The sequence below is a fragment of the Variovorax sp. V93 genome (assembly GCF_041154485.1).
GTDB lineage: Bacteria > Pseudomonadota > Gammaproteobacteria > Burkholderiales > Burkholderiaceae_C > Variovorax > Variovorax beijingensis_A.
In genome coordinates, this window is the sequence record NZ_AP028669.1 from 4,674,789 (window position 1) to 4,701,077 (window position 26,289).

Consider the following 26,289-nt stretch of genomic DNA (forward strand, 5'->3'; position numbering starts at 1 on the left):
GGCGCCGATGAAGATGCGACATCTCGGCTGGACGCTGTTGATTCTCGTGCTGCTGCTGGGTGCGGCGGCCGGCGGCATCGTCGCGCTGAACCTGCGCGGCGAAGACCCGCTGCCCGAACAGGCCGAAGCCTTCAACGCCACGCCGCAGCTGGTCGAACGCGGGCGCTACCTTGCGCTGGCCGGCAATTGCGCCGGCTGCCACACCACGCGCGGCGGCCAGCCCTATGCCGGCGGGCTGCCGATCGAGACGCCCTTCGGCACCGTGTATTCGAGCAATCTCACGCCCGACGCGCAGAACGGCATCGGCAGCTGGAGCAGCGCGCACTTCTGGCGCGCGATGCACAACGGCCGCAGCAAGGACGGCCGCCTGCTGTACCCCGCCTTCCCCTATCCGAACTTCACGCAGGTCACGCGCGAAGACTCGGATGCCATCTACGCCTACCTGCGCAACGTGCCGCCCGCGCCCGTGCCCAACCTGGCGCATCGGCTGCGCTTTCCCTACGACACGCAGGCCGCACTTGCGGTCTGGCGGGCGCTCTCCTTCAAGCCCGAGGCTTTCGTGGCCAACGCGGGCAAGCCGGCCGAATGGAACCGCGGCGCCTACCTGGTCGGCGGGCTGGGCCATTGCATCGCCTGCCACGGCAGCCGCGATTCGCTCGGCGCAACGCAGGCGAAGCTGGGCCTCTCAGGCGGGCTGATCGCGGTGGAGAACTGGTATGCGCCATCGCTTGCCGACCCGCACCAGGCCGGCGTGGCCGATTGGCCGACGGGCGACGTGGTCGCGCTGCTCAAGAACGGCGTTGCGCCGCGCGGCTCGGTCATGGGGCCGATGGCCGACGTGGTCTTTCGCAGCACGCAGTACCTGAGCGAGGCCGACCTGGCCGCGATGGCCAGCTACCTGAAAGACCTGCCCGGCGTGCCGGCGCAACCTGCGGCGCCCGTGCGCACGGCAGCCGCGTCCACGCGCCGCGATGCCGGCACCATGGCCCGCGGCGCCAAAATCTACGACCAGCAATGCGCCTACTGCCACGGCGACCAGGGCCAGGGCGCGCCGGGCGCCTTTCCGCCGCTGGCGGGCAACCGCGCCGTGAACATGGCACAGACGACCAACCTGATCCAGGTGATCGCCCACGGCGGCTACCTGCCCTCCACCGCTGGCAATCCGCGGCCCTATGGCATGCCGCCGTTCGGGCAAGTGCTCGATGCGGCCGACGTGGCCGCGGTGCTCACCTTCATCCGCGGATCGTGGGGCAATGACAGCCCGCCCGTGACGCAGCTCGACACGATGCGGCGCTGAAGGACTGGCAGGCCCGCTCAGGCCGCCACAGGCTGGCTCTGCGCGCCCGCTTTGGCCGGCACCGGCATGTGCTGCGCCCAGTCGATGATCTCCAGCGTGCCGTCGGCATGCTCGGCCAGCGCCGTGAGGCTCTCGACCCAGTCGCCGTCGTTGCAGTAGAGGATGCCGTCGATGTCGCGCATCTCGGCATGGTGGATGTGGCCGCAGACCACGCCCTGCACGCCGCGCTTGCGGGCCTCGCGCGCCACGGCGTTCTCGAAGTCGCCCACGTAGCTCACGGCGCGCTTGACCTTGCCCTTGAGGTACTTGGAAAGCGACCAGTACGGCAGTCCCATGCGTGCGCGCAGCGAGTTCAGGTGGCGGTTGAGCTTGAGCGTGAATTCATAGAGCGAATCGCCCACGTGCGCGAGCCACTTGGCGCACTGGATCACGCCGTCGAAGAGGTCGCCGTGGATGATCCAGAGCTTGCGGCCGTCGGCGGTCTCGTGGATCCATTCCTCGGCCACGTCGATGCCGCCGAAGTTGTGGTTCAGGTACTTGCGCGCGAACTCGTCGTGGTTGCCCGGAATGAAGATCACGCGCGTGCCCTTGCGCGCCTTGCGCAGCAGCTTCTGGATCACGTCGTTGTGCGCCTGCGGCCAGTACCAGTTCCGCTTGAGCTGCCAGCCGTCGATGATGTCGCCGACCAGGAACAGGGTCTCGCACTCGGTGTGCTTCAGGAAATCGAGCAGCGCGCGGGCCTGGCAGCCGGGGGTGCCCAGGTGCAGGTCGGAGATCCAGAGGGTGCGGCAGCGCAGCGGCGGGCGCGCAAGATCCTCGTCCTCCGGCTCGGGGGCCCGGGTCGCGGTGTCGCGCCATGCGCGCAGGAAAGCATCGTCGCGTTGCATGGACGGGTAGGCTCCCACCAACGCGTGACCGCATGATGGCGTTGCCGTGACGTTCCGGTGACGTGTGGCCGGGCGTTTGACTTCGCGTTTCTCCCTCCCCTGCCGGGGGAGGGCCGGGGTGGGGGGCCAGCGGCGCCGCCACTGGGCACCCTCTGCCTGCCCCCATCCCAACCTTCCCCCGGCGGGGGAAGGAGCAAGACCGGCTCAGTCCGCGCAGCGCTGGACCTCCACGGTCGAGTGGCGGATTTCCTCGTGCATCGAGAAGCAGGCCCGCACCTCGTCGGCCGTGAGCGTGGGCGAGTGCGTCACCACCGTGAGCGCGCAGGCATAGGCCTCGCGGCCCACGCGCCACACGTGCAGGTCGGACACGCGGGTTTCCGAATCGGCCAGCATCGTTTCGACGCCTTCGCGGATCTCGGCCGTCACGGGATGGTCCATCTCGCGGTCGAGCAGCACCTTGCCGGTTTCCTTGAGCAGGCTCTTGGCCCACACGGCCACCAGCACCGCGCCGACGATGCCCATCACCGGGTCGAGCCAGGACCAGCCGAAGAACCAGCCGCCGAGCAGCGCGCCGATGGCCAGCACCGAGGTGGCGGCATCGGCCACCACGTGCAGGTAGGCCGAGCGCAGGTTCAGGTCATGTCCGTGCGCGTGGCCATGGTCGTCGTGATGATGGTGCGCATGGCCATGGCCATGGTCGTGCCCATGCCCGTGATGGTGCGCCGACCCCAGCAGCCGCGCGCAGACCAGGTTGACCACCAGCCCGAGCACGGCCACCGCCACGGCTTCGCGGTAGTGGATGGCCGAGGGCGAGAGCAGCCGCTCGATCGAGCCCACCACCATCAGTACCGCCACGCCGAGCAGCATCAGCGCGCTCGCAAAACCGCCCAGCACCTCGATCTTCCAGGTGCCGAAGGCAAAGCGCGGATCGCGCGCGTAGCGCCGCGCGGCCGCATAGGCGAAGGCGCTCAGGCCGATGGCCAGCGCGTGCGAGCTCATGTGCCAGCCGTCGGCCAGCAGCGCCATGGAGTTGAACCACCAGCCGGCACCGATCTCGACCACCATCATTGCGGCGGTGATCCACATCACGAGGCGGGTGCTGCGCTCGGCCGATTCGTTGCCGGCGCCGAAGTGATGGTCGTGCTGCCAGGCACTCAGGTCATGGGTATGCATGGGTTGTCAGACTCCAAAGAGGTCCTGTCCGTCGGACCGGCTCGAAGGCGGCGTCACACCCAGGTGGCGGTAGGCCGCCAGCGTGGCGATGCGCCCACGCGGCGTGCGCTGCAGGTAGCCCTGCTGGATCAGGTAGGGCTCGATCACGTCCTCGATCGTGTCGCGCTCCTCGCCGATGCTGGCCGCCACGTTGTCCAGGCCCACCGGGCCGCCGTCGAAGCGATGGATGACGGCTTCGAGCAGCTTGCGGTCCATCAGGTCGAAGCCCTGCGGGTCGACGTCGAGCATGGCGAGCGCCTTGTGCGCGATGTCCTCGGTGATGCGGCCGTTGCCCTTGACCTCGGCGTAGTCGCGCACGCGCCGCAGCAGGCGGTTGGCGATGCGCGGCGTGCCGCGCGAGCGGCGCGCGATCTCGAAGCCGCCGGCCGCGTCGGTGTCCACCTTGAGCAGGCCGGCGCTGCGCCGCACGATGCGCGCCAGTTCCTCGGGCGTGTAGAACTCCAGCCGCGCCACGATGCCGAAGCGGTCGCGCAGCGGGTTGGTGAGCATGCCGGCGCGGGTGGTGGCGCCCACCAGCGTGAAGGGCTGCAGGTCGAGCTTGATGCTGCGCGCCGCGGGGCCTTCGCCGATCATGATGTCGATCTGGTAGTCCTCCAGCGCGGGGTAGAGGATTTCCTCGACCACGGGGCTCAGGCGATGGATCTCGTCGATGAAGAGCACATCGTTGGGCTCCAGGTTGGTCAGCAGCGCCGCCAGGTCCTTGGGCTTTTCGAGCACCGGCCCGGAGGTCTGGCGCAGGTTCACGCCCAGCTCGGCCGCGATGATGTGCGACAGCGTGGTCTTGCCCAGGCCGGGCGGGCCGAACAGCAGCACGTGGTCGAGCGCTTCCTTGCGCTTGCGCGCCGCGCCGATGAAGATCTCGAGCTGCTCGCGCACCTTGGCCTGGCCCACGTATTCGTCCAGCAGCTTGGGGCGCAGCGCCCGCTCGATGGCCTCTTCCTGGGGTGAAGCGGGGGCGGCGGACACCACGCGTGGGGGAGCGGGCGCGAAGTCGTCGGTCTGGATGGTCATTTTGGGGGTCTTCGGCTTGAGTTTAGTGCCTGCCACACTGGCAGAATGCTTCGGCCATATAACAAACGAGGGGAAGCCAAGGGTGTCGATCTACGAACTGAAACCCCGGTTCCAGGGGCTGCTGCGGCCGCTCGTCGGGCGCCTGCATGCCCTGGGCGTCACCGCCAACCAGGTCACGCTGGCCGCGTGCGCGGTTTCGGTCGTCCTCGGGCTCTGGCTTTTCTTTGCGGCGCCGTCGATGGCCGCCTTCGGGCTCATCCCGGCCTGGATGTTCGTGCGCATGACGTTCAACGCCATCGACGGCATGCTGGCACGCGAGCACGGCCAGCAGAGCAGGCTCGGGGCCTTCCTCAACGAACTGACCGACGTGGTCTCCGACGCCGCGCTGTACCTGCCGTTTGCGCTGGTGCAGCCGTTCAGCCCGTTCTGGGTCGGCACGGTGATCGTGCTGGCGGGCCTCTGCGAATTCGCGGGCGCGCTGGGCCCCACGGTGGGGGCCTCGCGCCGCTACGACGGGCCGCTCGGCAAGAGCGACCGCGCCTTCGTGTTCGGCGCGCTCGGCCTCTATGTGGCGCTGGGCTGGCCGCTGCCGGGCTGGGCGGCGTGGCTGATGCCGCTTGCCGCGGTGCTCGTGGCCTGGACGGTGGTCAACCGCGTCCGCCGCGCGCTGGCCGAGGCGCCGTAAACCCGCGCACGACGAACACAGAGAAATAGCCACAGGGATCCGATGACCGACAACAACACCCAGCAACGCATTCCGCAGGAGCGCCAGTTCCGCACGCACGACGGCGAATCGCTCTTCTACCGGCACTGGCCGGCCACCGGCGCCACGCGCCGCGGCGCGATCGTGCTGTTCCACCGCGGCCACGAGCACGGCGCGCGCATGGCGCACCTGGTCGACGAACTCGACCTGCCCGACTTCGACTTCTTCGCGTGGGACGCGCGCGGCCACGGCCGCTCGCCGGGCCAGCGCGGCTACAGCCCGAGCTTTGCCACCTCGGTGCGCGACGTGCAGACCTTCGTCCAGCACATCGGCAGCACGCACGGCGTGGCGGAGCACGACATCCACGTGATTGCGCAGAGCGTGGGGGCCGTGCTGGTCTCCACCTGGGCGCACGACTACGCGCCCAAGGTGCGCGGGCTCACGCTGGCCTCGCCGGCCTTCAAGGTGAAGCTCTACGTGCCCTTTGCGCGCGCCGGCCTCGCGCTGATGCACAGGCTGCGCGGCCTGTTCTTCGTCAACAGCTACGTGAAGGCGAAGTTCCTCACGCACGACCCCGAGCGCATCGCAAGCTACGAGAGCGATCCGCTGATCTCGCGGCCGATCGCGGTCAACATCCTGCTCGGCCTGTACGAAGCCGCCGACCGCGTGGTGGCCGACGCCAACGCCATCACGCTGCCGGTGCAGCTGCTGGTTTCGGGATCGGACTGGGTGGTGCACCACAAGCCGCAGCACCAGTTCTTCGAGCGCCTGGGCAGCGCCGTGAAGACCAAGCTCGAGCTGCCGGGCTTCTTCCACGACACGCTGGGCGAGAAGGACCGCGCGCCGGCGGTGCAGGCCATCCGCGAGTTCATCCTGCAGCTGTTCGACCAGCCGCCGGCACCGGTCGACCTGCGCGCCGCGCACCTGGGTGGCAACACCGCCGACGAGTCGCGTGCGCTGGCCGAGCCGCTGGCGCCGCTCTCGCCACGCGGCGCCTACTGGGGGCTGACGCGCGCCGGCCTGCGCCTGGGCGGCATGCTTTCGCGCGGCGTGAAGCTCGGGCACGACACCGGCTTCGACTCGGGCAGCACGCTCGACTACGTCTACCGCAACGAACCGCAGGGCAAGGGTGCGCTGGGCCGCACCATCGACCGGACCTACCTGGATTCGATCGGCTGGCGCGGCATCCGGCAGCGCAAGATCCACGTCGAGGAGCTGATCCGCATCGCCATGGAGCGCCTGGCCGAGATGCACCGCGAGGTGCGCGTGATGGACATCGCGGCCGGCCATGGCCGCTACGTGCTCGACGCGGTGCTCGCGAGCCCCGTCAAGGCCGGCTCGATCCTGCTGCGCGACTACAGCGACATCAACGTGCGCGACGGCCGCGCGCTGATCGCCGAGAAGGGCCTGGAAGACGTGGCGCAGTTCGTGCAGGCCGACGCCTTCGACCGCCTCAGCCTGGCCACCGTGACGCCGCGCCCTACGCTCGCGGTGGTGTCGGGCCTCTACGAGCTGTTCCCCGACAACGAGATGGTGCGGCGCTCGCTCGCGGGCGTGGGCGATGCGGTGGAAGACCGCGGCTACCTCGTATACACCGGCCAGCCCTGGCATCCGCAGCTCGAGATGATTGCGCGCGCACTCACCAGCCATCGCCAGGGCGAAGCCTGGGTGATGCGCCGCCGCACGCAGGCCGAGATGGACCAGCTGGTGGAGGAAGCGGGCTTCCGCAAGATCGACCAGCGCATCGACGAGTGGGGCATCTTCACCGTCTCGCTCGCGGTGAGGGTCGGGTGAGCCCGAGGCTGCGCGCCAGATGAAACCCCGGCTCGCACAACGGCCCTGGAAGCGCGCCACCGCCTGGCTCGTGTTCCTGGGGCCGTTGTTCTATGCGACCTACGGCCTGGCCAACTGGTGGGCCACCACGCGCGCGCAGGTGCCCTCGATGGCCTTCGAATGGGAGCGGCAGCTGCCCTTCTGGGCCTGGACGATCTTTCCGTACTGGACGATCAACGTCTTCTACGCGCTCTCGCTGTTCCTTGCGCGCAGCAGGCACACGCTCGACCGGCATGCCCTGCGGCTCGTGAGCGCAACACTCATCGCCTGCACCTGCTTCGTGATCTGGCCGCTGCATTTCAGCTTCGGGCAGCCGGCGGTCGAGGGCGCGCCGGCCTTCCTGTTCAACGCGCTGCGCGGCTTCGACCAGCCCTACAACCAGGCGCCGTCGCTGCACATCGCGCTGGCGGTGATCCTTTGGGATTGGTACCGGCAGTTCCTGCGCGCCGCGTGGGCCAGGCTGGTGCTGCATGTGTGGGCGTTCGCGATCTGTGCCTCGGTGCTCACGACTTGGCAGCACCATTTCATCGACATTCCGACCGGCGCGCTGCTCGGACTGTTCTGCGTCTGGCTATGGCCGCTGGAGCGCACGGTTTCGATGCCGCGCGCCTGGCGCTGCACACGCGATGCGCAGCGCTGGAAGCTCGCGGGCTTCTACGCCGTGGGCACCGCGCTGTTCCTCGCGGTGGCCACGCAGTTGGGCGGCGCTGCGCTGTGGCTCGCGTGGCCTTCGGCCTCGCTGGCGCTGGTGGCACTCAACTACATCGGCTTTGGCGCGCGCGGCTTCCAGATGAACGGCCGGGGCCGCATGGGCTGGGCGGCGCGCTGGCTGCTCGCGCCCTATCGCCTGGGCGCGGCCGTCAACGCATGGCTCTGGACGCGCAGGCTGCCGGCTTTCGTCGAAGTGGTGCCGGGCCTCTTGCTCGGCCGGCGGCCCACGCGCGCCGAATGGATTGCCGCCGGCCGGCCCCGTCTCGTGAGCCTGTGCGCCGAGCTGCAGGTGCCGGCCGGCGTGCCGCACGCGCGCTGCGTGCCGATGCTCGACCTGACCGTGCCGCCGACCGTGCGGCTGCAGCGCGCGGCCGCGGTCATCGAGGGTCAGCGCCGCAACGCCGACGGCGCGCCTGTATGGGTCTGCTGCGCGCTGGGCTTTTCGCGCAGCGCCGCCGCCGTGATCGCCTGGCTGGGCCGCTACGGTGCGGTGGGCGGACTGGCGCAGGCCGAGGCTGCCGTGCGCCTTGCGCGTCCGCAGATCGTGCTGCGGCATGCGTGGCGGATGTCGCTCGAGCCATTGGGCACCGCCGCTTCGGGAGCACCACCCCATGACTGACAACGAACGCGCCACCTGCGCCTCGCTGGCCGCGTTGCTGCGCGCCGCGGCGGTGCTGGCGGTGTGGGGCTTCGCGCTCACGTGCATTGCGGCGCTGGTGCTCGCGCTCACACTGCGCTCGCTGTCGAGCACGGCCGCGATGGGGTTTGGCGCGGTGCTGGTGCTGGGTGCGCTCGAGCGCTATTTCGCATTCAGGCTGCGCTTCGACCAGGCGCTGTTCGCCGACCTGGCGCGCAGCGCCATCGCATCGCTGGACGCGCTCGACACCGCGCTCGACCGGCTCGGTCTGCGCAATGCGGAGGCGTCGAAGGCCCTGCGCCCGCTCGAGGATCGCGTGCAGGGCACCCGCCAGCTCCTGCAGCGGCATGCCATCGTGGTCGCCTGCCAGAGCGCGATGTTCCTTCTTGCCTTGATGACACAGGACCTCTCTTGACCGAAGAAGACGACAACAAAAAAGACCACCGCCCCGAAAGCACGGTGCTGCGCCGCGCGCTGGCCGTGGTCGCGGGCAAGCTGATCATCGGTGCGGCCGGCCTGTTGACCGGCGTGCGCGCCATCTGGAGCGGCACCACGCCCAAGGCCGAGCAGACGCTCTACTTCGCCAACCACACGAGCCACGGCGACTTCGTGCTGTTGTGGGCCACGCTGCCGCCGGACCTGCGCGCGCTCACGCGGCCGGTGGCCGGGCAGGACTACTGGAACGCCTCGAAGCTGCGCCAGTTCATCGGTGCCGACGTGTTCAACGCACTGATGATCCGGCGCGACGGCTCGGGCCAGGGCGAGAACCCGGTCGAGCAGATGAAGGAGGCGCTGGACGGCGGCGACTCGCTCATCATGTTCCCCGAGGGCACGCGCAACACCGGCGACGAGATCCTGCTGCCGCTCAAGAGCGGCCTCTTCCACCTGGCGCGCGCCTGCCCCAATGTGCGGCTGGTGCCGGTGTGGATCGAGAATCTCAAGCGCGTGCTGCCCAAGGGCACGCTGGTGCCGATTCCGCTGGCCTGCACGGTGCGCTACGGCACGCCGATCCGGCTCGAAGAAGGCGAAGACAAGAATGCCTTCATCGCCCGCGCGCGCGCCGCCATGCTCGACCTGCGCCCCGAATACGACCGCGAAACATGAACCACCCCCAGTCTTCGCGCACTTCGTGTCGCTTCGCCAACCCCCTCGCCGGGGGCAACACCAGCGGCCCGGCAAAGCCGGTTTCGCGGTGTTCCGCGAACAGTTCAGACGAAACGTCCATATGAACATCTCCCCTTCCACCCAGACCACGCTGCAACTGTTCGGCGGCGTGGCCGGCGTGCTGATCCTCGCCTCGGCCATCGGCGCGCTGCTCAAGTGGCGCGTGGCGGCGGGGCAGCCGAACTCGGTGATCGACAACCTCAATGCGCGCGTCAACGCATGGTGGGTGATGGTGGCGGTGATCGGCCTGGCCTTTGCGTTCGGCAAGGGCGGCGTGATCGTGCTGTTCTACCTGATCTCGTTCTATGCGCTGCGCGAGTTCATCAGCCTGGCCTACACGCGGCGCGGCGACCATCATGCGATTGTGGCCGCCTTCTACATCGGGCTGCCGGTGCAGTATTTCCTGGTGTGGATCGACTGGTACGGGCTCTATTCGATCTTCATTCCGGTCTACGCCTTTCTGGTGCTGCCGATCCTCGCGGCCGTGGGCGGCGACACGCAGCGCTTCCTGGAGCGCACCTCGAAGATCCAATGGGGACTGATGGTGTGCGTGTTCTGCATCAGCCACGTGCCCGCGCTGCTCACACTGCAGATCCCCGGTTTCGAGGGCCGCAACCTGCTGCTGATCGCGTTTCTCGTGATCGTGGTGCAGGGCAGCGACGTGCTGCAGTACGTGTGGGGCAAGCTCTTCGGCAAGCGCAAGGTGGCGCCCGAGCTCTCGCCCTCCAAGACCTGGGAAGGCCTGGTCGGCGGCGTGGCCAGCGCCACGGCGCTGGGCGCCGCGCTCTACTGGGCCACGCCGTTCAACCCGTGGCAGGCCGCGCTGATGGCGCTCACCATCTGCCTCATGGGATTCTTCGGCGGACTCGTGATGTCGGCCATCAAGCGCGACCGCGGCGTGAAGGACTGGGGCTCGATGATCGAGGGCCACGGCGGCATGCTCGACCGGCTCGACTCGGTGATCTTCGCGGCGCCGATCTACTTCCACGCATTGCGCTACTGGTGGGTGCCATGAGCACAGGCAGCAGCACGCGCACGAGAAAGCCCGCAGCCGCCGAGCAGCGCGTTCCGCACGACACGCCCATCGAATGCAGCAGCGCCGCCGCATGGGAGCGCTGGCTCAAGCGCCACCATGCCACTGCCGCCGGCGTGTGGCTGCGCATCGCGAAGAAGGGCAGCGGCATCGCCTCCATCGACCACCCCGCGGCGCTTGAAGAGGCGCTGTGCTGGGGCTGGATCGATGGCCAGCGCAAGGGCGAGGATGCGCAGTATTTCCTGCAGCGCTTCACCCCGCGCACGCCGCGCAGCACCTGGTCGAAGATCAACCGCGACAAGGCCCTGGAGCTGATCGACCAAGGCCGCATGCAGCCCGCCGGCCTGGCCGAAGTGGAGCGCGCCCGAGCCGACGGCCGCTGGCATGCGGCCTACGATGCCCAGAGCGTCGCCACCGTGCCGCCTGACCTGCAGGCCGCGCTCGACGCCAACCCCAAGGCCGCCGCCTTCTTCGCCACGCTCGATTCGCGCAACCGCTATGCGGTGCTGTTCCGCACGCAGGGCGCGAAAAAGCCCGAGACGCGGGCGAAGCGCATTGCGCAGTTCGTGGAAATGCTCGCGAAGGGCGAGAAGATCCACCCCTGAGCGGGTCCGGCGCCTTATTTCGCCAACGCCTTCAGCGCCAGCTTGATCCCCTCGCTCACCGTCGCGTCCTTGGGCAGCGCCTTGAGCGCCAGCGCGGCCTCCTTGTCGCTGTAGCCCAGCGCGACCAGCGCCTGCAGGATGTCGGCCTGCGCGTCGGTGGCCGCATGCGCGGGCAGGCCGATGTCGGCGCCCAGCTTGCCCTTGAGTTCGAGCAGCAGCCGCTCGGCGGTCTTCTTGCCGATGCCCGGGATCTTCACCAGCCGGCCGAGCTCCTGCGTCGTGATCGCCTGCGACAGCTCGCCCACGCTCATGCCCGACAGCAGGCCGAGCGCGGTGCGCGGGCCCACGCCGGTGATCTTGATGAGTTGCCGAAAGGCCGCACGCTCCTCGGCGGTGCCGAAACCGTAGAGAATCTGCGCGTCCTCGCGCACCACGAAGTGCGTGAGCAGCGAAACGCGCTCTCCGGTGCCGGGCAGGTTGTAGAACGTGCTCATCGGCACATCGACCTCGTAACCGACGCCGTTGCAGTCCACCACCACCTGCGGTGGGTTGCGTTCGGCCAGGATGCCGGTGAGTTTGCCTATCATTGGCCCACCCCCGTTGCTTGCTCACTTCGTGTAGCCGCCTCCCCCCTCAAGGGGGCAACACCGGCGGCCCGGCAAAGCCGGTTCCGCGGTGTTCCCCGCTTTGGATTGCGTTTTTTCGAGCATGGCTGGTCTTGCATAGGGCTGCCAAAAAGATGGAAATGGATACCGCGTGATTCTGCGACACACCTTTACCCCGCCCAACAACTCGCGCCTGGGCCACCTGTGCGGCCCGCTGGACGCGCACCTGCGCCGCATCGAGGAGGCGCTGGGCGTGAAGATCGCGCACCGCCACGAGCAGTTCAAGGTCGATGGGCCCAAGGCCTCCGCGCAGCGCGCAATGGACGTGCTGCAGGCGCTGTACGAGATCGCTCAGCGCCCGATCGATCCGGCCGTGGTGCAGCTCACGCTCGCGGGCGACGGCTCGATGAGCGACGAGGACGCGGCCCTGCTCGTCACCCGCCGCGCCGACCTGCGCGCGCGCACGCCCACGCAGGCGCTGTACCTCGACAACATCGCCAAGCACGACATCACCTTCGGCATCGGCCCGGCCGGCACCGGCAAGACCTATCTGGCCGTGGCCTGCGCGGTCGATGCGCTCGAGCGTGCCGCGGTGCAGCGCATCGTGCTCACGCGCCCGGCTGTGGAAGCGGGCGAGCGGCTCGGCTTCCTCCCGGGCGACCTGACGCAGAAGGTCGACCCCTACCTGCGCCCGCTGTACGACGCGCTCTACGACCTCATGGGCTTCGAGAAGGTGCAGAAGGCCTTCGAACGCAATGCGCTCGAGATCGCACCGCTGGCCTTCATGCGCGGACGCACGCTGAACAACGCCTTCGTCATCCTCGACGAAGCGCAGAACACCACGGTCGAGCAGATGAAGATGTTCCTCACGCGCATCGGCTTCGGCGCCAAGGCGGTGGTAACCGGCGACGTGAGCCAGATCGACCTGCCCAAGCAGCAGCTGAGCGGGCTGATCGATGCCGAGCGCGTGCTCAGGCGCGTGAACGGCATTTCGATCACGCACTTCACCAGCGCCGACGTGGTGCGGCATCCGCTGGTGGCCAAGATCGTCGATGCCTACGACGGGCAACGCAAGCGCGCCGGAGCGCATTGAAATGGCGCTGCCCGCACTTTCCCTTTCGCTGCAGTTTGCGCGCTTCAAGGGCGTCGAACGGCACCGCGCCGCGCTGCCGCGCCACGGCGTCACACGCTGGATCCGCCATGCGCTCGAGATCGACGGCGAGATCACGGTGCGCATCGTCGATGCCGAGGAAGGCCAGCGCCTGAACCGCGAGTTCCGCGGCAAGGACTACGCCACCAACGTGCTGACCTTCGACTACACCCAGAGTCCGATGGTGATGGCCGACCTGGTGCTGTGCGCGCCGGTGGTCGCGAGCGAGGCGAAGGAACAGCGCAAGACCCTGGCCGCCCACTACGCGCACCTGCTGGTCCACGGCACGCTGCACGCGCAGGGCTGGGACCACGAGACCGGCGAGGCCGACGCCGAGGCCATGGAAGCGCGCGAGATCGAGATCCTCGCGGGCCTCGGCATCCGCAATCCGTACGGCCGCTGAGGCCCGCGCGCGGCGCTACGCCATCTGCAGCGGGATGGTGACCGGCCCGTCGTTGACCAGGTGAACCTGCATGTCGGCGCCGAACTCCCCGGTGGCCACCACCGGATGCGCGGCGCGGGCCCGGTCCACGAAATAGTCGTAGAGCCGCCGCCCCTCGTCGGGCGCCGCCGCCTGCGTGAAGCTGGGCCGGTTGCCGCCGCTCACGTCGGCGGCCAGCGTGAACTGGCTCACCACGAGCAGGCCGCCGCCGATGTCCTGCACGCTGCGGTTCATCTTGCCCGCCTCGTCCGAAAAGATGCGCAGCTTCAAGAGCTTGGCCAGCATGCGGTCGGCCATCGCATCGGCATCGCCGCGCTCGGCGCACAGCAGCACGAGCAGGCCGGCGCCAATGGCGCCGACAGTCTGCCCGGCGATGTCGACACGCGCGCTGGCCACGCGCTGCACGACGGCTTTCATACCGCTTCTTCCTCGATCCGCGGGCCGCGGGCTTCCATGCCCAGGGGCAGCAGCTGGATGGTCACGCGCAGGCCCGGCACGGCGTCCATCAGCGCCTGTTCCAGTTCGTCGCGCATCGCGGCGGCATGCTGCAGCGTCCACTCGCCGGGCACATGCATGTGCAGGTCGGCGAAGCGGCGCTGACCTGCGCGCCGCGTCACCATGTCGTCGAAGCGCATGCGCGTGCCTTCCGGCATGCGTGCGGCAAACTGGTCGAGCGTGGTGCGCAGCGTGGCAATGGTTTCGGCGTCGAGGGCCTCGTCCATCAGCCCCTGCGACGAGCGCCATACCAGCCTGACGCCTTCGCGCACGATGTTGAGCGCCACGCCAATGGCCAGCACCGGATCGAGCCAGAGCCAGCCGCTGAAGTGCACGGCCACGATGCCGACCACCACCCCGGCCGAGGTCCACACGTCGGTCATCAGGTGCCGCGCATCGGCTTCGAGCGCAATCGAGCGGTGCGTTCGCGCGGCGCGGAACAGCGCAAAAGCCAGGGCCGCGTTGAAGCCCGAACTGACCACCGAGAGCCCGAGCCCCCAGCCCAGCTGCTCCAGCGGCTGCGGCGCAAGCAGCCGCTGCACCGAGACCCAGAGGATGGCGGCGGCGGCGCCGACGATCAGGATGCCCTCGAAGCCCGACGAAAAGTACTCGGCCTTGTGGTGGCCGTAGGGATGGTCCTCGTCGGCCGGCCGCGAGGCGATGGTCACCATGCCCAGTGCAAACATCGCGCTCGCAAGGTTGACGAAGGACTCCATCGCATCGGAGATCAAGCCCATCGAGTTGGTCACATAGCCCGCCAGGCCCTTGAGCAGGATGGTGACGAGCGCAACCGCCACGGAAACACGAAGCAGCGTCTTGGGCGTGAAAGTCATGCAGGGAAGGCGTAGGCGATAAAAGTCGGCAAGAATGCGGCAAAGGTCCGCATCCGCGATCGAATTATCGAGCGCGGCCTCCATCTGCCGACTCCATGTATTTAATATTTGTGGCACCGCGAGACATTCGCAGAAGAGTGATGATGAAAAAATTCCTGATCGCCGTGGGAGGCTTCGCCTTCTGGGGCGCAGCGGCGTTGGCTCAAGCGCAGGCGCCTTCGCGTCCTGCGGGCGCCATCCCCGCTGCGGAACCCCAGGCGGGGTTCGTGAAATCGGTGCGGGGCAACGTGCAGCTGCTCAGCACCGCCGGCACGCTCCGCGCAGCCAACGCAGGCGATGCGCTGGCTGCCGTGGACCGCATCGTGACCGGTCCCGACTCATCCGCCTCGGTGGTCCTGCGCGACGACACGACGCTGGTGGTCGGGCCTTCGTCGCGGCTGGACCTGAAGGAATTCCACTTCAATGCCACCACGCACGAAGGCGGCGTGCTCGTCTCGCTGCTGCGCGGCTCCATGCGCATGATCACCGGCCTGATCGGCAAGACCAATCCCGACGCGATACGGGTGGAGACGCAAACCGCCACCATCGGCATCCGCGGAACCGACTTCATCGTGCAGACCGACGGGCAGCCATGAGGAAGGCGACGACGAATCGGAGCCTTCTTTCCATTGCCGCACTGGCCGCGGCACTGCTGGCCGCATGTTCGGCGCCAGGCACCCGCGTGGTGCTGCTGCCGCAGGCGGACGACAAGCCTTCCGCCGTGATCGTGCGCGCGAAGGACGGCGAGGAAGTCCTTTCCAGGCCCTACCAGCGTGCAACCGCCGCCATCGGCGCCTCCGGTGCGCCGGTGGTCGACCAGGCCGACCCGGCCAAGGTGCAAGCGGACCACAAGGTCCTGTTCGACATGCGGCCGCCGGCGCCGCAGCGCTACACCGTGTATTTCGAGGTTGGCGGCACCACGCTCACGCCCGCGTCGCAGCAGGTCATGAACGAGGCGCTGATTGCCGCGCAAACCCGCAGCGGCAGCGATATCGTGGTGACCGGGCACACCGACACCAAGGGCGCGCTCGAGCAGAACGACATGCTCTCGCAGCGGCGCGCGCAGGAAGTGGTGCAGCTCTTCATCGAACGGCAGTTCCCGGCCAGGCGCATCGAGGCCGTGGGGCGCGGCGAGCGCGAGCTCGCGGTACCCACCGCGGATGAAGTGGACGAGCCGCGCAACCGGCGCGTCACCATCGAAGTCCGCTGACGGCCAGGCGCGCGGCGCTCGCCGCGCTGCCGCCCCCCTCAGCCGAGGGTCACGCGCGCGAACTTGCGCTTGCCGACCTGCACCACGTAGCGGCCCGCGGGCAGCTTGAGCGCCTTGTCGCTGACCACCACGGAGTCGACGCGCACGCCGCCGCCATCGATCAGCCGATTGCCTTCGGAGGCCGAGGGCGCAAGGCCGGCCTGCTTGAGCAGCTGCGCAATGCCCAGTGGCGCTCCGGCCAGCGACAGCTCGGGAATGTCGTCGGGCACGCCGCCCTTGCTGCGGTTGATGAAATCCTGTTCCGCCGCCTCGGCCGCCGCCGCGCTGTGGAAGCGCGCGGTGATTTCCTTGGCCAGCGCCACCTTCGCATCCTTGGGGTTGCGGCCGGCCGCGATCTCGGCCTTGAGCGCCTCGATCTGCGCGAGCGACTGGAAGCTCAGCAGCGTGTACCAGCGCCACATCAGCTCGTCGGAGATCGACAGCACCTTGGCGAACATGGTGTTGGCGTCCTCGCTGATGCCGATGTAGTTGTTCTTGCTCTTGGACATCTTCTCGACGCCATCGAGCCCTTCCAGCAGCGGCATAGTGAGTATGCACTGCGGTTCCTGGCCGTATTCCTGCTGGAGATGCCGGCCGACGAGCAGGTTGAACTTCTGGTCGGTGCCGCCCAGCTCGAGGTCGCTCTTCAAGGCCACCGAGTCGTAGCCCTGCATCAGCGGGTAGAGGAATTCGTGCACCGAGATCGACTGGCCGGCCTTGAAGCGCTTGTTGAAGTCGTCGCGCTCCATCATCCGCGCCACGGTGTACTTGGCGGCCAGCTGGATCATGCCGCGGGCGCCCAGCGGGTCGCTCCACTCGGAGTTGTAGCGGATTTCGGTTTTTTCGGGGTCCAGCACCAGGCTGGCCTGCCGGTAGTAGGTCTGGGCGTTGGCTTCGATCTGCTCCCGGGTGAGCGGCGGTCGGGTGCTGTTGCGGCCCGAGGGGTCGCCGATGGTGGTCGTGAAGTCGCCGATCAGGAAGATGACCCGGTGCCCCAGATCCTGCAGCTGCCGCATCTTGTTGAGCACCACGGTGTGGCCGATGTGGATGTCGGGAGCGGTCGGATCGAGCCCCAGTTTGATGCGCAGCGGCGTCCCAGTGGCTTCCGAGCGCTGCAGCTTGCGCACCCATTCATCCTGCGGCAGCAGCTCGTCGGTGCCCCGGAGCGATATTTCGAGCGCTCGTCTTACACCATCCGAGAGGCTTGTGGATGTAACAGATTCGGCATTCATAGGCTTTTTTAGCTGATTTTCAGGTTGCCGAAGCTATACTCAGCCCGACTTTTCTAGCGCCGAATTCTAAGCGGCGCTTTTTCCGCACCGCCCTGCCGCCCTGTCCGTCCTGGGCTTTGCAGCGCGGATTTGCAGAACCTGAGCTGGAATTCATAGTTTGATCAACGGCATTCTCGCCGCCGAGGAGCTTTTGGCTTCTCGCGTGGCCTATACGTTCCGGACCTATCCCAAGCAGATCACCGCAGCCATCGCGGCTGCCTTGCTGAGCGCCGGAACCCTGGCAGTGGCCTCCCTGGGCCCCGACGCCTCCGACCTCCCGGTGCAGCAGATCCTCGAAGCGACCGCTCCGCTGTCTTTCGCCGAACAGAGCGAATCGCTGGAAAACTTCAGCTTCACGCTGTTTCGCACCGACATCACGCGCTCCAGCGACACGGCCGAGGCCCTGCTGAAGCGCCTGGGCATTTCCGACCCTGCCGCCACCGCCTTCGTGCGCGGCAGCAGCGAGGCCCGCAACGCCCTGTTCGCCCGCGCCGGGCGCACCGTCACGGCCGAAGCCACGCAGGAAAACCAGCTCAAGAAGCTGAGCGCCCGCTGGATTCCCGATGGCGACGGCGGCTTCAAGCGTTTCGTCATCGAGCGCACGCCGGTCGGCTTCGTGGCGCTCACCGAGCGCGACACGCTGACGCCGGGCACGCGCCTGGCCAGCGGCGTCATCCGCACCTCGCTGTTCGCCGCCACCGACGACTCCCGCGTGCCCGACGCGGTGGCCAGCCAGCTGGCCGACATCTTTGCGGGCGACGTCGACGTGCGCGCGCTGCGCAAGGGCGACCGCTTCGCCGTGGTCTACGAAACCTTCGAGGCCGACGGCCAGGCGCTGCGCAGCGGCCGCGTGCTCTCGGCCGAGTTCGAGAGCGGCGGCAAGGTGCACCAGGCCGTCTGGTTCCAGCCCCCGGGCCAAAAGGGCAGCTATTACCGCCCGAATGGCGATAGCCTGCGCAAGGCCTACCTGAGCTCGCCGGTCGAGTTCTCGCGCGTGTCGAGCGGCTTCGCGATGCGCATGCATCCGATCCTCAACAGCTGGCGCCAGCACAACGGCATCGACTTCGCGGCCCCCACGGGCACCGCGGTGCGCAGCGTCGGCGACGGCACGGTCGATTTCGCCGGCACCCAGAACGGCTACGGCAACATCGTCATCATCAAGCACCGCAACAACCAGCAGACGGCCTACGCCCACCTGAGCCGCATCAACGTCAAGGCCGGCGAAAGCATCACCCAGGGCCAGACGATCGGCGCCGTGGGTTCCACCGGTTGGGCCACGGGCCCTCACCTGCACTTCGAGTTCCGCGTGAACGGCGAGTACCAGGACCCGACCTCCATCGCCCAGGAGGGCGGCGCCCCCATCACTGCGTCCCTGCGCCCGGCCTTCGAGCGCATTGCAGTCGGCGCACGCACCGAGCTGGCGGCCGCGTTCTCGGTCATCCAGGCCAGCGCGGACTGAGCCCCGGCGCGGCTCGCCTTCCCATCGAGATGGCCGCCGAACTGTTCATCGGCCTGATGTCGGGCACCTCGCTCGACGGGGTCGATGGCGTGCTGGCCGATTTCGCGAATGGCCGCATCGCCGTGCGGGCCTATGCCACGGCGCCTTTTCCCGCCGCCTTGCGCGCCGAGCTGATGGCGCTCAACAGCCCCGGCGACAACGAACTCCATCGTGCCGCGCTGGCCGGCAATGGCCTGGCCCGCATCTATGCTGGCGTCGCCAGCCAGCTGCTGGCGGACAGCGGCACTCCTGCCAGCCAGGTGACGGCCCTCGGCGCGCACGGGCAGACGGTGCGCCATCGGCCCACCGAGTTCGACGGCGTCGGCTACACCCTGCAGATCAACAACCCCTCGCTGCTGGCCGAGCTGACCGGCATCGACGTGGTCGCGGATTTCCGAAGCCGCGACCTGGCCGCGGGTGGACAGGGCGCGCCGCTGGTGCCCGCCTTCCACCGTGCGCTGTTCGCACGCGCTGGCGAACCCGTGGCGGTGCTGAATATCGGCGGCATTTCCAACCTGAGCCTGCTGCCCGCGGCCGACGCGCCGGGAGAGCCGGCGGTGCTGGGCTTCGACTGCGGCCCCGGCAATGCCCTGATGGATCACTGGAGCCAGCTCCATACCGGCCAGCCCTTCGACCGCGGCGGGCAATGGGCCGCCAGTGGACGGGTGCTGCCCGACCTGCTCGCGCGGCTGCAGGCCGATCCGTATTTTGCGAAGGCGCCTCCCAAGAGCACCGGGCGCGACCTGTTCAATCCCGCGTGGCTTTCGGCCCGCCTGGGCCCGGCTGCCGGCGCGGCGCCCGCCGACGTGCAGGCCACCCTGACCGAGTTTACCGCCAGCGTATGCGCAGCGGACGTTTTTCGCTACGGAAACGATAGCAAACTGCTGATCGTCTGCGGTGGCGGGGCGCTGAACGATCATCTGCTCGAGCGCCTGCGCGCGCATTTGCCCGGCGTGGAAGTGGCCGCCTCCACGGCACATGGCCTGCCCCCGCTGCAGGTCGAGGCCGCGGCCTTTGCCTGGCTGGCCCGCAGCACGGTACGCCGCGAAGCCGGCAACCTGGCCAGCGTGACCGGCGCAAGAGGCGGCCGCGTGCTCGGGGCGATCTACCCCGCCTGACCGGTCGGCCCGCCGAGGCTCATTGGCGTTCATGGCCGTTGCAGCGGGCAGCAAAAAGCCGCCCGAAGGCGGCTTTCTTCTAAAGATCGAATGCTGGGCCGGGCATCAAGCCGAGAAGCTCGATCCGCAGCCGCAGGTGCTGGTGGCGTTCGGGTTCTTGATCACGAACTGGGCGCCCTGCAGGTCTTCCTTGTAGTCGATCTCGGCGCCGACCAGGTACTGGTAGCTCATGGCGTCGATCAGCAGCGACACGCCGTTCTTGGTCATGGTGGTGTCGTCTTCATTGGTGATTTCATCGAAGGTGAAACCATACTGGAAGCCCGAGCACCCACCGCCCTGCACGAACACGCGCAGCTTGAGATCGGGATTGCCCTCTTCGGCGATCAGGTCGGCCACCTTGGCAGCCGCGCTGTCGGTGAAGACGATCGGTTCGGGCATCTGGGTCTGGATGTTTTCGGCAACAGCGCTCATGTGGGATAACTCCTGGAGGGCCGGACATGCGGCCAATGGACCAATGCTACTGCAATGCCGCATTCTTGGTTGGCAGTTGGCGGCGAGCACCCAATGCAAGTGGGGTCGAACACACGTCCGCCAGCCGCGGCAATGAAAAAGCCGCCCGAAGGCGGCTCTTGTCCGTAGCGAACAGTATCAGCGCTTGCTGAACTGCTTGCGGCGGCGTGCAGAGTGCAGACCGACCTTCTTACGCTCGACTTCACGTGCATCGCGCGTGACGTAGCCGGCCTGGCTCAGCACCGGCTTGAGGCTTGCGTCGTAGTCGATCAGCGCACGGGTGATGCCGTGGCGCGTTGCGCCGGCCTGGCCCGATTCACCGCCGCCGTTGACGTTGACCATGACATCGAATGCTTCGAGGTTGTTGGTCAGCACCAGGGGCTGCTTGGCAATCATGATCGAGGTTTCGCGGCCGAAGAACTCTTGGATGTCCTTGCCGTTGACCGTGATCTTGCCGGTGCCCTTTTTCAGAAACACACGGGCGACGCTCGATTTGCGACGGCCGGTGCCATTGTTCCATTCACCAATCATTCTCAAGGCTCCTTACAGTTCCAGCACTTTGGGCTGTTGGGCGGTATGCGGGTGCTCAGCACCACCGTACACCTTGAGTTTCTTGATCATCGCGTAGCCGAGCGGGCCCTTGGGCAGCATGCCCTTGACGGCCTTTTCCAGGGCGCGGCCCGGATGCTTGGCTTGCATGTCGCGGAAGTTCGTGGCCGTGATACCGCCCGGGTAGCCCGAGTGACGGTAGTAGACCTTGTCGATCGGCTTGGCGCCGGTGACACGGAGTTGCGATGCGTTGATGATGACGATGAAGTCACCGGTATCGACGTGAGGCGTGTAAATGGCCTTGTGTTTGCCGCGCAAACGGAGAGCAACTTCGCTGGCTACTCGTCCGAGGACCTTGTCGGTCGCGTCAATCACAAACCACTCGTGCGTCACGTCAGCGGGCTTGGCGCTGAACGTTTTGGTCATGAGTTTTCTCTATAAAGAGGGTTTGGCGAGCCCTTTTCCACGGTCGGCGTTCCTCTGACGGGAATCTCTTAGGTGGGGATAATTCTCCGCCGCGGGGCTACAAAAACGCTGCGAAGCCCGCGATTATACGAAGAATCGGCCAATCGGGGCAAATTCGGGCCAGCAGGCCGCCCAAGCCGTTACCATCGACCCCATGTTCAGCTACCGCCACGCCTTCCACGCCGGCAACCACGCCGACGTGCTCAAGCACACGGTGCTGATTGCCACGCTCGACCACCTGCTCGAAAAAGAAGCCGCACTGACCGTGGTCGACACCCACGCCGGCGCTGGCCTGTACCGGCTCGACGGCGACTACGCCGGCACCAGCGGCGAGGCCGCCGAGGGCGTGCTGCGCCTGCTGTCCGACAAGAAAGCAGCGGCCTCGCCGGCCCCTGCTGCAAAGTCAGCTACAAAAAAAGTAGCGCCCGAAGCCGAGGCGCCCCTGGCCGACGCGATTGCGCGCTACCTGAGCGTGATCCACGACTTCAACCCCAAGGGCGGCGCCCGCATCTATCCCGGCTCGCCGTTCATCGTGCAGCACCTGCTGCGCGACCACGACAAGCTCAAGCTGTTCGAACTGCACCCGACCGATGCCCGCACGCTGGACGCCAACATCGCGCAGCTCGAGGCGGGCCGGCAGATCGCGGTGCTGCGCGAAGACGGTTTCGGCAGCGCCACCAAGTTCCTGCCGCCGCCCTCGCGCCGCGCGCTGGTGCTGATGGACCCGAGCTACGAGATCAAGAGCGACTACGGCCGCGTGCTCGACTTCGCGGCCGAGGCGCTCAAGCGCTTTGCAACCGGCACCTATGCCATCTGGTACCCAATCATTCCGCGCCCCGAGGCGCACGACCTGCCACGCCGGCTCAAGACCCTGGCCACCAAGGCCGGCAAGCCTTGGCTGCACGCCACGCTCACGGTCAAGTCGAGCAAGCTGACCACCACGCCAACGGGCGAAACCCAGCGCCCCGGCTTGCCGGCCAGCGGCATGTTCCTGATCAACCCGCCCTACACCCTGAAGCCGCTGCTGGCTGCCGCCCTGCCCCAGCTGGTGGAACGGCTGGCCCAGGACCGGCACGCCGCCTTCTCGCTCGATACGGGCGGCTAGGCTCCATCGCTTTCCCTGCGCGGGTTATCGGCGGCGGCGCGGCCGCACATTGGCCTTGCGCGATGCGGGTGCCGCTGCGGGGGCAGACGCCGGCGCTTGGGTGTCGGCCGCCTCTATCTCGGAGCCACCGCAACGCATGCCCTCGTGGTCGATGATCGTCAGCGCGACCTGCTTGATGCCGAGCCCGATCAGCCCGATGCGCTCGGCCGCGGCACGGCTCAGGTCGATGATGCGGCCCTGCGCATAAGGCCCCCGGTCCGTGATGCGCACCAGCACCTCGCTGCCGTTGACCAGGCTGCGCACGCAGACACGGGTATTGAACGGCAGGGTCTTGTGGGCCGCCGTCATGGCCGTCATGTCGAAGCGCTCGCCGCTCGCCGTCTTGCGCTGGTGGAACTGAATGCCGTACCAGGAGGCCCCGCCGCGCTCGAAGATCTCGCGGGAGCTGCCATCGCCGGGCACGCCGTCGTCGGGCCCCAGCTCGCCGGCGCCGGACACGGCAAGGTCGTAGCGAACCGAAGGCACGTTCGATCGAGCCGGCGCCCCCGGAGGTACTGCCAATTTGCGCGGCAAGGGCAGGAGCTTGGCGTCCTTGTCGGTCTGCCCGCCCTCGGTGGCGGGAGGCATCGCACAGCCTGCCAGCGCACAGGCTGCTGCGACAAGCGCAACCCGAAACGCCGCGCGCAGCGGGCGCCCCCCTCCTGGACGCGCCCCCTTCAACCGAGGCGCTCCAATACAGCCAGCGTCGCCGTCGACTGGTTCATCGTGTAGAAGTGCAGCGCCGGTGCGCCGCCGTCGCGCAGGCGCGCGCAGAGGTCGGTCACCACGTCCAGGCCAAAGGCCCTGATGGATGCCGTGTCGTCGCCAAAGCCCTGCAGCCGCAGGCGGATCCAGCGCGGAATCTCGGCACCGCAGGCATCCGAGAAGCGCATGAGTTGCGCCGAGCTGGTGATCGGCATGATGCCCGGCACGATCGGCGTGTCGAGCCCGAGCTTGCGGACATCGTCGACAAAACGGAAATACGCCTCGGGGCTGAAGAAATACTGCGTGATCGCGGAGTCGGCGCCGGCCTTCACTTTGGTGGCGAAGGCCTGCAGGTCGGCCTCGGGCGAGCGAGCCTGCGGATGCACCTCGGGGTAGCAGGCCACCTCGATGCGGAAGTCGCGGCCGGTCTCTTCGCGGATGAAGGCCACGAGGTCGCTCGCATACAGGAACTCGCCGCCGATGCCGTAGCCGCTCGGCAGGTCGCCGCGCAGGGCGACCAGGCGCTTCACGCCCATGGCCTTGAGCTCGGCCAGCTGTTCGCGCACCGTGGCGCGCGTGGCGCCGATGCACGAGAAATGGCTCGCGGCATCGACGCCTTCGGACAGGATCTCCTGCACCGCGCCGAACGTGCCGTGGTGCGTGGAGCCGCCTGCGCCGTAGGTGACCGAGCAGAACTCGGGCTTGCGCGCATACAGCTGCTGGCGCACCGCGCGCAGCTTGACCGCCCCTTCGGGCGTCTTGGTCGGAAAGAATTCGAAGCTCAATGGAAGGCGCACCTGCGTCTCCTAAGAACCGTTCGCCTGGTCCGCGCGAACGGCGTGAATGAAAAACTCGCGGTTGCCGTCGCCGCCGGCAATGGGGCTGTCGAACCACTGCAGCACGCGCAGCTCGAGCGCCTCGCAGGCATCGCGCAGGCGCTTCTCGACCACCGCATACATCGACGCGTCGCGCACGATGCCACCCTTGCCGACCTGCCCCGGCTGCAGCTCGAACTGCGGCTTGACGAGCATCAGCAGGTGGCCGTCGTCGGCCAGGAACGGCACCACGGCCGGCAGCACCAGCGTGAGCGAGATGAACGACAGGTCGCCGACGATCAGGTCGAAGCGCAGTTCGGAAGGCTCTTCGCCCTCTTCTTCCTGCAGGTCGTCCGGCGACAGCGCACGCGCATTGACGCCCTCGATGGCCACCACGCGCTCGTCCTCGCGCAGCTTCGGATGCAGCTGCCCATGGCCGACGTCGACGCCCACCACCTTCGCCGCGCCGGCCTGCAGCAGGCAGTCGGTGAAGCCGCCGGTCGACTGGCCCACGTCGAGGCACAGCTTGCCGTCGGCGCTGACGCCGCTCGCCGCCAGCGCGCCTTCGAGCTTGAGCCCGCCGCGCGACACATAGCGCGCCTCGGCTGCATCGTCGAGCTCGACCTCGGCGGACTCGGGTACCTCGTCGCGGTTCTTCACCACCGGGCGCCACGCGTCCGCGCTGCCCGCATCGCGCCAGCGCATGCCGCCGGCAATCAGCCGCACGGCCTGCGAACGCGACGCGGCAAGGCCGCGCTCCACCAGCAATTGGTCAGCGCGCATCAGTACCGGTACGTGTCCGGCTTGTAGGGGCCGTTCTTGCTCACGCCGATGTAGGCGGCCTGCTCGTCCGTCAGCTCGGTCAGCATCGCGCCGACCTTCTTCAGGTGCAGGCGCGCGACCTTCTCGTCGAGGTGCTTGGGCAACACGTAGACCTTGCCGGCCTGGTAGGCATCGGGCTTGGTGAAGAGCTCGATCTGGGCGATGGTCTGGTTGGCGAACGACGACGACATCACGAAGCTCGGGTGGCCCGTGCCGCAGCCCAGGTTCACGAGGCGGCCCTTGGCCAGCAGGATGATCTTCTTGCCGTCGGGGAAGGTGATGTGGTCGACCTGCGGCTTGATCTCTTCCCACTCGTACTTCTCGATCGACGCGACGTCGATCTCGTTGTCGAAGTGGCCGATGTTGCAGACGATGGCCTGGTCCTTCATGGCGGCCATGTGCTCGTGGCGGATCACGTCGCGGTTGCCGGTGGTGGTCACGAAGATGTCGGCCTTGTCGGCGGCGTATTCCATGGTGACGACCTTGTAGCCTTCCATCGCGGCCTGCAGGGCGTTGATGGGGTCGATCTCGGTCACCCACACCTGCGCGCTCAAGGCGCGCAGCGCCTGGGCCGAGCCCTTGCCCACGTCGCCGTAGCCGGCCACGCAGGCCACCTTGCCGGCGATCATCACGTCGGTCGCGCGCTTGATGCCGTCCACCAGCGATTCGCGGCAGCCGTAGAGATTGTCGAACTTGCTCTTGGTGACCGAGTCGTTCACGTTGATGGCGCGGAACAGCAGCGTGCCCTTGGCGCTCATTTCGTTGAGGCGGTGCACGCCGGTGGTCGTTTCCTCGGTCACGCCGATGATCTCGGCCGACTTGCGGGTGTACCAGGTCGGATCGACCGCCAGCTTGGCCTTGATGGCGGCGTAGAGGATGCGCTCTTCCTCGCTGGTGGGCTTGGCGAGCACGCCCAGGTCCTTCTCGGCGCGCTGGCCCAGGTGCATGAGCAGCGTGGCATCGCCGCCGTCGTCCAGGATCATGTTGGGGCCTTCGCCCTGGGAACCCTTGGGCCCGAAGTCGAAGATGGCGTGCGTGTAGTCCCAGTAGTCCTTCAGCGACTCGCCCTTGATCGCGAACACCGGCGTGCCGGCGGCGGCAATCGCGGCGGCGGCGTGGTCCTGCGTCGAGAAGATGTTGCACGAGGCCCAGCGCACGGTGGCGCCGAGCGCCTGCAGCGTCTCGATCAGCACGGCCGTCTGGATCGTCATGTGCAGCGAGCCCGTGATGCGCGCGCCCTTGAGCGGCTGCGCCTTCGAGAATTCCTCGCGGATCGCCATCAGGCCGGGCATTTCGGTTTCCGCGATGCGGATTTCCTTGCGGCCCCAGGCGGCAAGGGACAGGTCGGCAATCGCCTGGTCGGCGGAGGAAACGGGGGTGGGCTTGAGAACAGCGCTCATGAGAACTCCAACAAAGCTAGTTTGAAAGGTGCCACTGCGTTCGGGGAAAAGACTCACCGCGAGAA

29 protein-coding genes are annotated in these 26,289 nt (G+C 67.9%); 15 read left to right on the forward strand and 14 right to left on the reverse strand.

What is annotated here, in order from left to right; all coding sequences use genetic code 11:
• Window positions 1-7: 7 nt before the first annotated feature.
• The gene (locus tag ACAM54_RS22210) at window positions 8-1,297 is read left to right on the forward strand and encodes a c-type cytochrome (protein WP_192322369.1); all 1,290 of its coding nucleotides are present in this window, start codon (window positions 8-10) and stop codon (window positions 1,295-1,297) included.
• A gap of 17 nt (window positions 1,298-1,314) precedes the next feature.
• On the opposite strand, the gene ACAM54_RS22215 is transcribed toward ACAM54_RS22210, so the two are convergent.
• From ACAM54_RS22215 to ruvB, 3 genes are all read right to left on the reverse strand, one after another.
• Complete coding sequence (locus ACAM54_RS22215; RefSeq protein ID WP_369648939.1) at window positions 1,315-2,184, reverse strand: UDP-2,3-diacylglucosamine diphosphatase; 870 nt, start codon at window positions 2,182-2,184, stop codon at window positions 1,315-1,317.
• Window positions 2,185-2,388: 204 nt separating this feature from the next.
• A complete protein-coding gene (gene dmeF, locus ACAM54_RS22220) occupies window positions 2,389-3,357 on the reverse strand; it encodes a CDF family Co(II)/Ni(II) efflux transporter DmeF (protein WP_369648940.1) in 969 nt (322 codons plus the stop codon).
• Window positions 3,358-3,363: 6 nt separating this feature from the next.
• Entirely contained in the window at window positions 3,364-4,428 is a 1,065-nt protein-coding gene (gene ruvB / locus ACAM54_RS22225; protein ID WP_145740036.1) for a Holliday junction branch migration DNA helicase RuvB, read from the reverse strand.
• Between the two features lie 82 nt (window positions 4,429-4,510).
• Here ruvB and ACAM54_RS22230 point away from each other — a divergent pair, with 82 nt between their 5' ends.
• The 7 genes from ACAM54_RS22230 (at window position 4,511) to ACAM54_RS22260 (ending at window position 11,114) form a co-directional block, all read left to right on the forward strand.
• Window positions 4,511-5,113, forward strand: coding sequence for a CDP-alcohol phosphatidyltransferase family protein (locus ACAM54_RS22230; RefSeq protein ID WP_369648941.1), 603 nt, complete (start codon window positions 4,511-4,513; stop codon window positions 5,111-5,113).
• A gap of 42 nt (window positions 5,114-5,155) precedes the next feature.
• A complete protein-coding gene (locus ACAM54_RS22235; RefSeq protein WP_369648942.1) occupies window positions 5,156-6,925 on the forward strand; it encodes a bifunctional alpha/beta hydrolase/class I SAM-dependent methyltransferase in 1,770 nt (589 codons plus the stop codon).
• 19 nt (window positions 6,926-6,944) lie between these two features.
• On the forward strand, window positions 6,945-8,294 hold the full coding sequence (locus ACAM54_RS22240) for a phosphatase PAP2/dual specificity phosphatase family protein (protein ID WP_369648943.1): 1,350 nt from the start codon (window positions 6,945-6,947) through the stop codon (window positions 8,292-8,294).
• Window positions 8,287-8,727: a hypothetical protein gene (locus ACAM54_RS22245; protein WP_369648944.1), complete on the forward strand. Its 441-nt coding sequence runs from the start codon at window positions 8,287-8,289 to the stop codon at window positions 8,725-8,727. Before ACAM54_RS22240 ends, ACAM54_RS22245 begins: the two co-directional genes overlap by 8 nt.
• Window positions 8,724-9,416 (forward strand): lysophospholipid acyltransferase family protein, encoded by a 693-nt coding sequence (locus ACAM54_RS22250; RefSeq protein WP_369648945.1) that lies wholly within the window; start codon window positions 8,724-8,726, stop codon window positions 9,414-9,416. The genes ACAM54_RS22245 and ACAM54_RS22250 overlap by 4 nt, the downstream gene beginning before the upstream one ends.
• 121 nt (window positions 9,417-9,537) lie before the next feature.
• Window positions 9,538-10,491, forward strand: coding sequence for a phosphatidate cytidylyltransferase (locus ACAM54_RS22255; protein ID WP_369648946.1), 954 nt, complete (start codon window positions 9,538-9,540; stop codon window positions 10,489-10,491).
• Window positions 10,488-11,114, forward strand: a complete 627-nt coding sequence (locus ACAM54_RS22260; RefSeq protein WP_369648947.1) for a YdeI family protein — start codon at window positions 10,488-10,490, stop codon at window positions 11,112-11,114. Before ACAM54_RS22255 ends, ACAM54_RS22260 begins: the two co-directional genes overlap by 4 nt.
• Before the next feature lie 14 nt (window positions 11,115-11,128).
• Here ACAM54_RS22260 and ruvA read toward each other — a convergent pair whose 3' ends face one another.
• A complete protein-coding gene (gene ruvA / locus ACAM54_RS22265) occupies window positions 11,129-11,701 on the reverse strand; it encodes a Holliday junction branch migration protein RuvA (protein WP_124958725.1) in 573 nt (190 codons plus the stop codon).
• 169 nt (window positions 11,702-11,870) lie between these two features.
• On the opposite strand from ruvA, the gene ACAM54_RS22270 reads away from it, so the two are divergent.
• Both ACAM54_RS22270 and ybeY read left to right on the forward strand, forming a co-directional pair.
• Window positions 11,871-12,812: a PhoH family protein gene (locus ACAM54_RS22270; RefSeq protein ID WP_145740024.1), complete on the forward strand. Its 942-nt coding sequence runs from the start codon at window positions 11,871-11,873 to the stop codon at window positions 12,810-12,812.
• 1 nt (window position 12,813) lies between these two features.
• Entirely contained in the window at window positions 12,814-13,272 is a 459-nt protein-coding gene (gene ybeY / locus ACAM54_RS22275; protein WP_369648948.1) for an rRNA maturation RNase YbeY, read from the forward strand.
• A gap of 15 nt (window positions 13,273-13,287) precedes the next feature.
• Here ybeY and dtd read toward each other — a convergent pair whose 3' ends face one another.
• Together dtd and ACAM54_RS22285 are read right to left on the reverse strand one after the other, a co-directional pair.
• The gene (dtd, locus tag ACAM54_RS22280; RefSeq protein WP_145740021.1) at window positions 13,288-13,728 is read right to left on the reverse strand and encodes a D-aminoacyl-tRNA deacylase; all 441 of its coding nucleotides are present in this window, start codon (window positions 13,726-13,728) and stop codon (window positions 13,288-13,290) included.
• A complete protein-coding gene (locus tag ACAM54_RS22285) occupies window positions 13,725-14,639 on the reverse strand; it encodes a cation diffusion facilitator family transporter (RefSeq protein WP_186454108.1) in 915 nt (304 codons plus the stop codon). The genes dtd and ACAM54_RS22285 overlap by 4 nt, the downstream gene beginning before the upstream one ends.
• A gap of 140 nt (window positions 14,640-14,779) precedes the next feature.
• On the opposite strand from ACAM54_RS22285, the gene ACAM54_RS22290 reads away from it, so the two are divergent.
• On the forward strand, window positions 14,780-15,274 hold the full coding sequence (locus ACAM54_RS22290) for a FecR domain-containing protein (protein ID WP_145740018.1): 495 nt from the start codon (window positions 14,780-14,782) through the stop codon (window positions 15,272-15,274).
• Entirely contained in the window at window positions 15,271-15,888 is a 618-nt protein-coding gene (locus tag ACAM54_RS22295; protein WP_369648949.1) for an OmpA family protein, read from the forward strand. The genes ACAM54_RS22290 and ACAM54_RS22295 overlap by 4 nt, the downstream gene beginning before the upstream one ends.
• A 38-nt stretch (window positions 15,889-15,926) precedes the next feature.
• Here ACAM54_RS22295 and tyrS read toward each other — a convergent pair whose 3' ends face one another.
• Window positions 15,927-17,159 (reverse strand): tyrosine--tRNA ligase, encoded by a 1,233-nt coding sequence (gene tyrS / locus ACAM54_RS22300; RefSeq protein WP_192322365.1) that lies wholly within the window; start codon window positions 17,157-17,159, stop codon window positions 15,927-15,929.
• A 157-nt stretch (window positions 17,160-17,316) separates the two neighbouring features.
• Between tyrS and ACAM54_RS22305 the strand changes: the two genes are divergently transcribed.
• Together ACAM54_RS22305 and ACAM54_RS22310 are read left to right on the forward strand one after the other, a co-directional pair.
• Window positions 17,317-18,657 (forward strand): M23 family metallopeptidase, encoded by a 1,341-nt coding sequence (locus ACAM54_RS22305; RefSeq protein ID WP_145740013.1) that lies wholly within the window; start codon window positions 17,317-17,319, stop codon window positions 18,655-18,657.
• A 29-nt stretch (window positions 18,658-18,686) separates the two neighbouring features.
• Window positions 18,687-19,814 carry an anhydro-N-acetylmuramic acid kinase gene (locus ACAM54_RS22310; RefSeq protein WP_369648950.1) on the forward strand — a complete coding sequence of 376 codons (1,128 nt, stop codon included), beginning with the start codon at window positions 18,687-18,689 and terminating at the stop codon, window positions 19,812-19,814.
• Between the two features lie 105 nt (window positions 19,815-19,919).
• Here ACAM54_RS22310 and erpA read toward each other — a convergent pair whose 3' ends face one another.
• The 3 genes from erpA to rplM all read right to left on the reverse strand — a co-directional run bounded on the left by erpA (window position 19,920) and on the right by rplM (window position 21,299).
• Window positions 19,920-20,285 (reverse strand): iron-sulfur cluster insertion protein ErpA, encoded by a 366-nt coding sequence (gene erpA, locus ACAM54_RS22315; RefSeq protein ID WP_007827949.1) that lies wholly within the window; start codon window positions 20,283-20,285, stop codon window positions 19,920-19,922.
• Between the two features lie 177 nt (window positions 20,286-20,462).
• On the reverse strand, window positions 20,463-20,855 hold the full coding sequence (gene rpsI / locus ACAM54_RS22320) for a 30S ribosomal protein S9 (RefSeq protein ID WP_015867438.1): 393 nt from the start codon (window positions 20,853-20,855) through the stop codon (window positions 20,463-20,465).
• A gap of 12 nt (window positions 20,856-20,867) precedes the next feature.
• Entirely contained in the window at window positions 20,868-21,299 is a 432-nt protein-coding gene (gene rplM / locus ACAM54_RS22325) for a 50S ribosomal protein L13 (protein ID WP_286370103.1), read from the reverse strand.
• A gap of 193 nt (window positions 21,300-21,492) precedes the next feature.
• On the opposite strand from rplM, the gene ACAM54_RS22330 reads away from it, so the two are divergent.
• Window positions 21,493-22,443 carry a 23S rRNA (adenine(2030)-N(6))-methyltransferase RlmJ gene (locus tag ACAM54_RS22330; protein ID WP_369648951.1) on the forward strand — a complete coding sequence of 317 codons (951 nt, stop codon included), beginning with the start codon at window positions 21,493-21,495 and terminating at the stop codon, window positions 22,441-22,443.
• A gap of 24 nt (window positions 22,444-22,467) precedes the next feature.
• On the opposite strand, the gene ACAM54_RS22335 is transcribed toward ACAM54_RS22330, so the two are convergent.
• The 4 genes from ACAM54_RS22335 to ahcY all read right to left on the reverse strand — a co-directional run bounded on the left by ACAM54_RS22335 (window position 22,468) and on the right by ahcY (window position 26,224).
• The gene (locus tag ACAM54_RS22335) at window positions 22,468-23,070 is read right to left on the reverse strand and encodes a septal ring lytic transglycosylase RlpA family protein (protein WP_369648952.1); all 603 of its coding nucleotides are present in this window, start codon (window positions 23,068-23,070) and stop codon (window positions 22,468-22,470) included.
• An 89-nt stretch (window positions 23,071-23,159) separates the two neighbouring features.
• A complete protein-coding gene (gene metF, locus ACAM54_RS22340; RefSeq protein WP_369648953.1) occupies window positions 23,160-23,984 on the reverse strand; it encodes a methylenetetrahydrofolate reductase [NAD(P)H] in 825 nt (274 codons plus the stop codon).
• Between the two features lie 9 nt (window positions 23,985-23,993).
• A complete protein-coding gene (locus ACAM54_RS22345; RefSeq protein ID WP_369648954.1) occupies window positions 23,994-24,785 on the reverse strand; it encodes a TlyA family RNA methyltransferase in 792 nt (263 codons plus the stop codon).
• On the reverse strand, window positions 24,785-26,224 hold the full coding sequence (ahcY, locus tag ACAM54_RS22350; RefSeq protein ID WP_309927885.1) for an adenosylhomocysteinase: 1,440 nt from the start codon (window positions 26,222-26,224) through the stop codon (window positions 24,785-24,787). Before ahcY ends, ACAM54_RS22345 begins: the two co-directional genes overlap by 1 nt.
• Window positions 26,225-26,289 lie beyond the last annotated feature (65 nt).

Bases quoted from the DNA above. Each gene is read 5' to 3' on its own strand.
- ACAM54_RS22210 (WP_192322369.1), top strand. From the start codon at position 8: ATGAAGATGCGACATCTCGGCTGGACGCTGTTGATTCTCGTGCTGCTG.
- ACAM54_RS22215 (WP_369648939.1), bottom strand. From the start codon at position 2,184: ATGCAACGCGACGATGCTTTCCTGCGCGCATGGCGCGACACCGCGACC.
- dmeF (WP_369648940.1), bottom strand. From the start codon at position 3,357: ATGCATACCCATGACCTGAGTGCCTGGCAGCACGACCATCACTTCGGC.
- ruvB (WP_145740036.1), bottom strand. From the start codon at position 4,428: ATGACCATCCAGACCGACGACTTCGCGCCCGCTCCCCCACGCGTGGTG.
- ACAM54_RS22235 (WP_369648942.1), top strand. From the start codon at position 5,156: ATGACCGACAACAACACCCAGCAACGCATTCCGCAGGAGCGCCAGTTC.
- ACAM54_RS22240 (WP_369648943.1), top strand. From the start codon at position 6,945: ATGAAACCCCGGCTCGCACAACGGCCCTGGAAGCGCGCCACCGCCTGG.
- ACAM54_RS22245 (WP_369648944.1), top strand. From the start codon at position 8,287: ATGACTGACAACGAACGCGCCACCTGCGCCTCGCTGGCCGCGTTGCTG.
- ACAM54_RS22255 (WP_369648946.1), top strand. From the start codon at position 9,538: ATGAACATCTCCCCTTCCACCCAGACCACGCTGCAACTGTTCGGCGGC.
- ACAM54_RS22260 (WP_369648947.1), top strand. From the start codon at position 10,488: ATGAGCACAGGCAGCAGCACGCGCACGAGAAAGCCCGCAGCCGCCGAG.
- ruvA (WP_124958725.1), bottom strand. From the start codon at position 11,701: ATGATAGGCAAACTCACCGGCATCCTGGCCGAACGCAACCCACCGCAG.
- ybeY (WP_369648948.1), top strand. From the start codon at position 12,814: ATGGCGCTGCCCGCACTTTCCCTTTCGCTGCAGTTTGCGCGCTTCAAG.
- dtd (WP_145740021.1), bottom strand. From the start codon at position 13,728: ATGAAAGCCGTCGTGCAGCGCGTGGCCAGCGCGCGTGTCGACATCGCC.
- ACAM54_RS22285 (WP_186454108.1), bottom strand. From the start codon at position 14,639: ATGACTTTCACGCCCAAGACGCTGCTTCGTGTTTCCGTGGCGGTTGCG.
- ACAM54_RS22290 (WP_145740018.1), top strand. From the start codon at position 14,780: ATGATGAAAAAATTCCTGATCGCCGTGGGAGGCTTCGCCTTCTGGGGC.
- ACAM54_RS22295 (WP_369648949.1), top strand. From the start codon at position 15,271: ATGAGGAAGGCGACGACGAATCGGAGCCTTCTTTCCATTGCCGCACTG.
- tyrS (WP_192322365.1), bottom strand. From the start codon at position 17,159: ATGAATGCCGAATCTGTTACATCCACAAGCCTCTCGGATGGTGTAAGA.
- ACAM54_RS22310 (WP_369648950.1), top strand. From the start codon at position 18,687: ATGGCCGCCGAACTGTTCATCGGCCTGATGTCGGGCACCTCGCTCGAC.
- erpA (WP_007827949.1), bottom strand. From the start codon at position 20,285: ATGAGCGCTGTTGCCGAAAACATCCAGACCCAGATGCCCGAACCGATC.
- rpsI (WP_015867438.1), bottom strand. From the start codon at position 20,855: ATGATTGGTGAATGGAACAATGGCACCGGCCGTCGCAAATCGAGCGTC.
- rplM (WP_286370103.1), bottom strand. From the start codon at position 21,299: ATGACCAAAACGTTCAGCGCCAAGCCCGCTGACGTGACGCACGAGTGG.
- ACAM54_RS22330 (WP_369648951.1), top strand. From the start codon at position 21,493: ATGTTCAGCTACCGCCACGCCTTCCACGCCGGCAACCACGCCGACGTG.
- ACAM54_RS22335 (WP_369648952.1), bottom strand. From the start codon at position 23,070: ATGCCTCCCGCCACCGAGGGCGGGCAGACCGACAAGGACGCCAAGCTC.
- ACAM54_RS22345 (WP_369648954.1), bottom strand. From the start codon at position 24,785: ATGCGCGCTGACCAATTGCTGGTGGAGCGCGGCCTTGCCGCGTCGCGT.
- ahcY (WP_309927885.1), bottom strand. From the start codon at position 26,224: ATGAGCGCTGTTCTCAAGCCCACCCCCGTTTCCTCCGCCGACCAGGCG.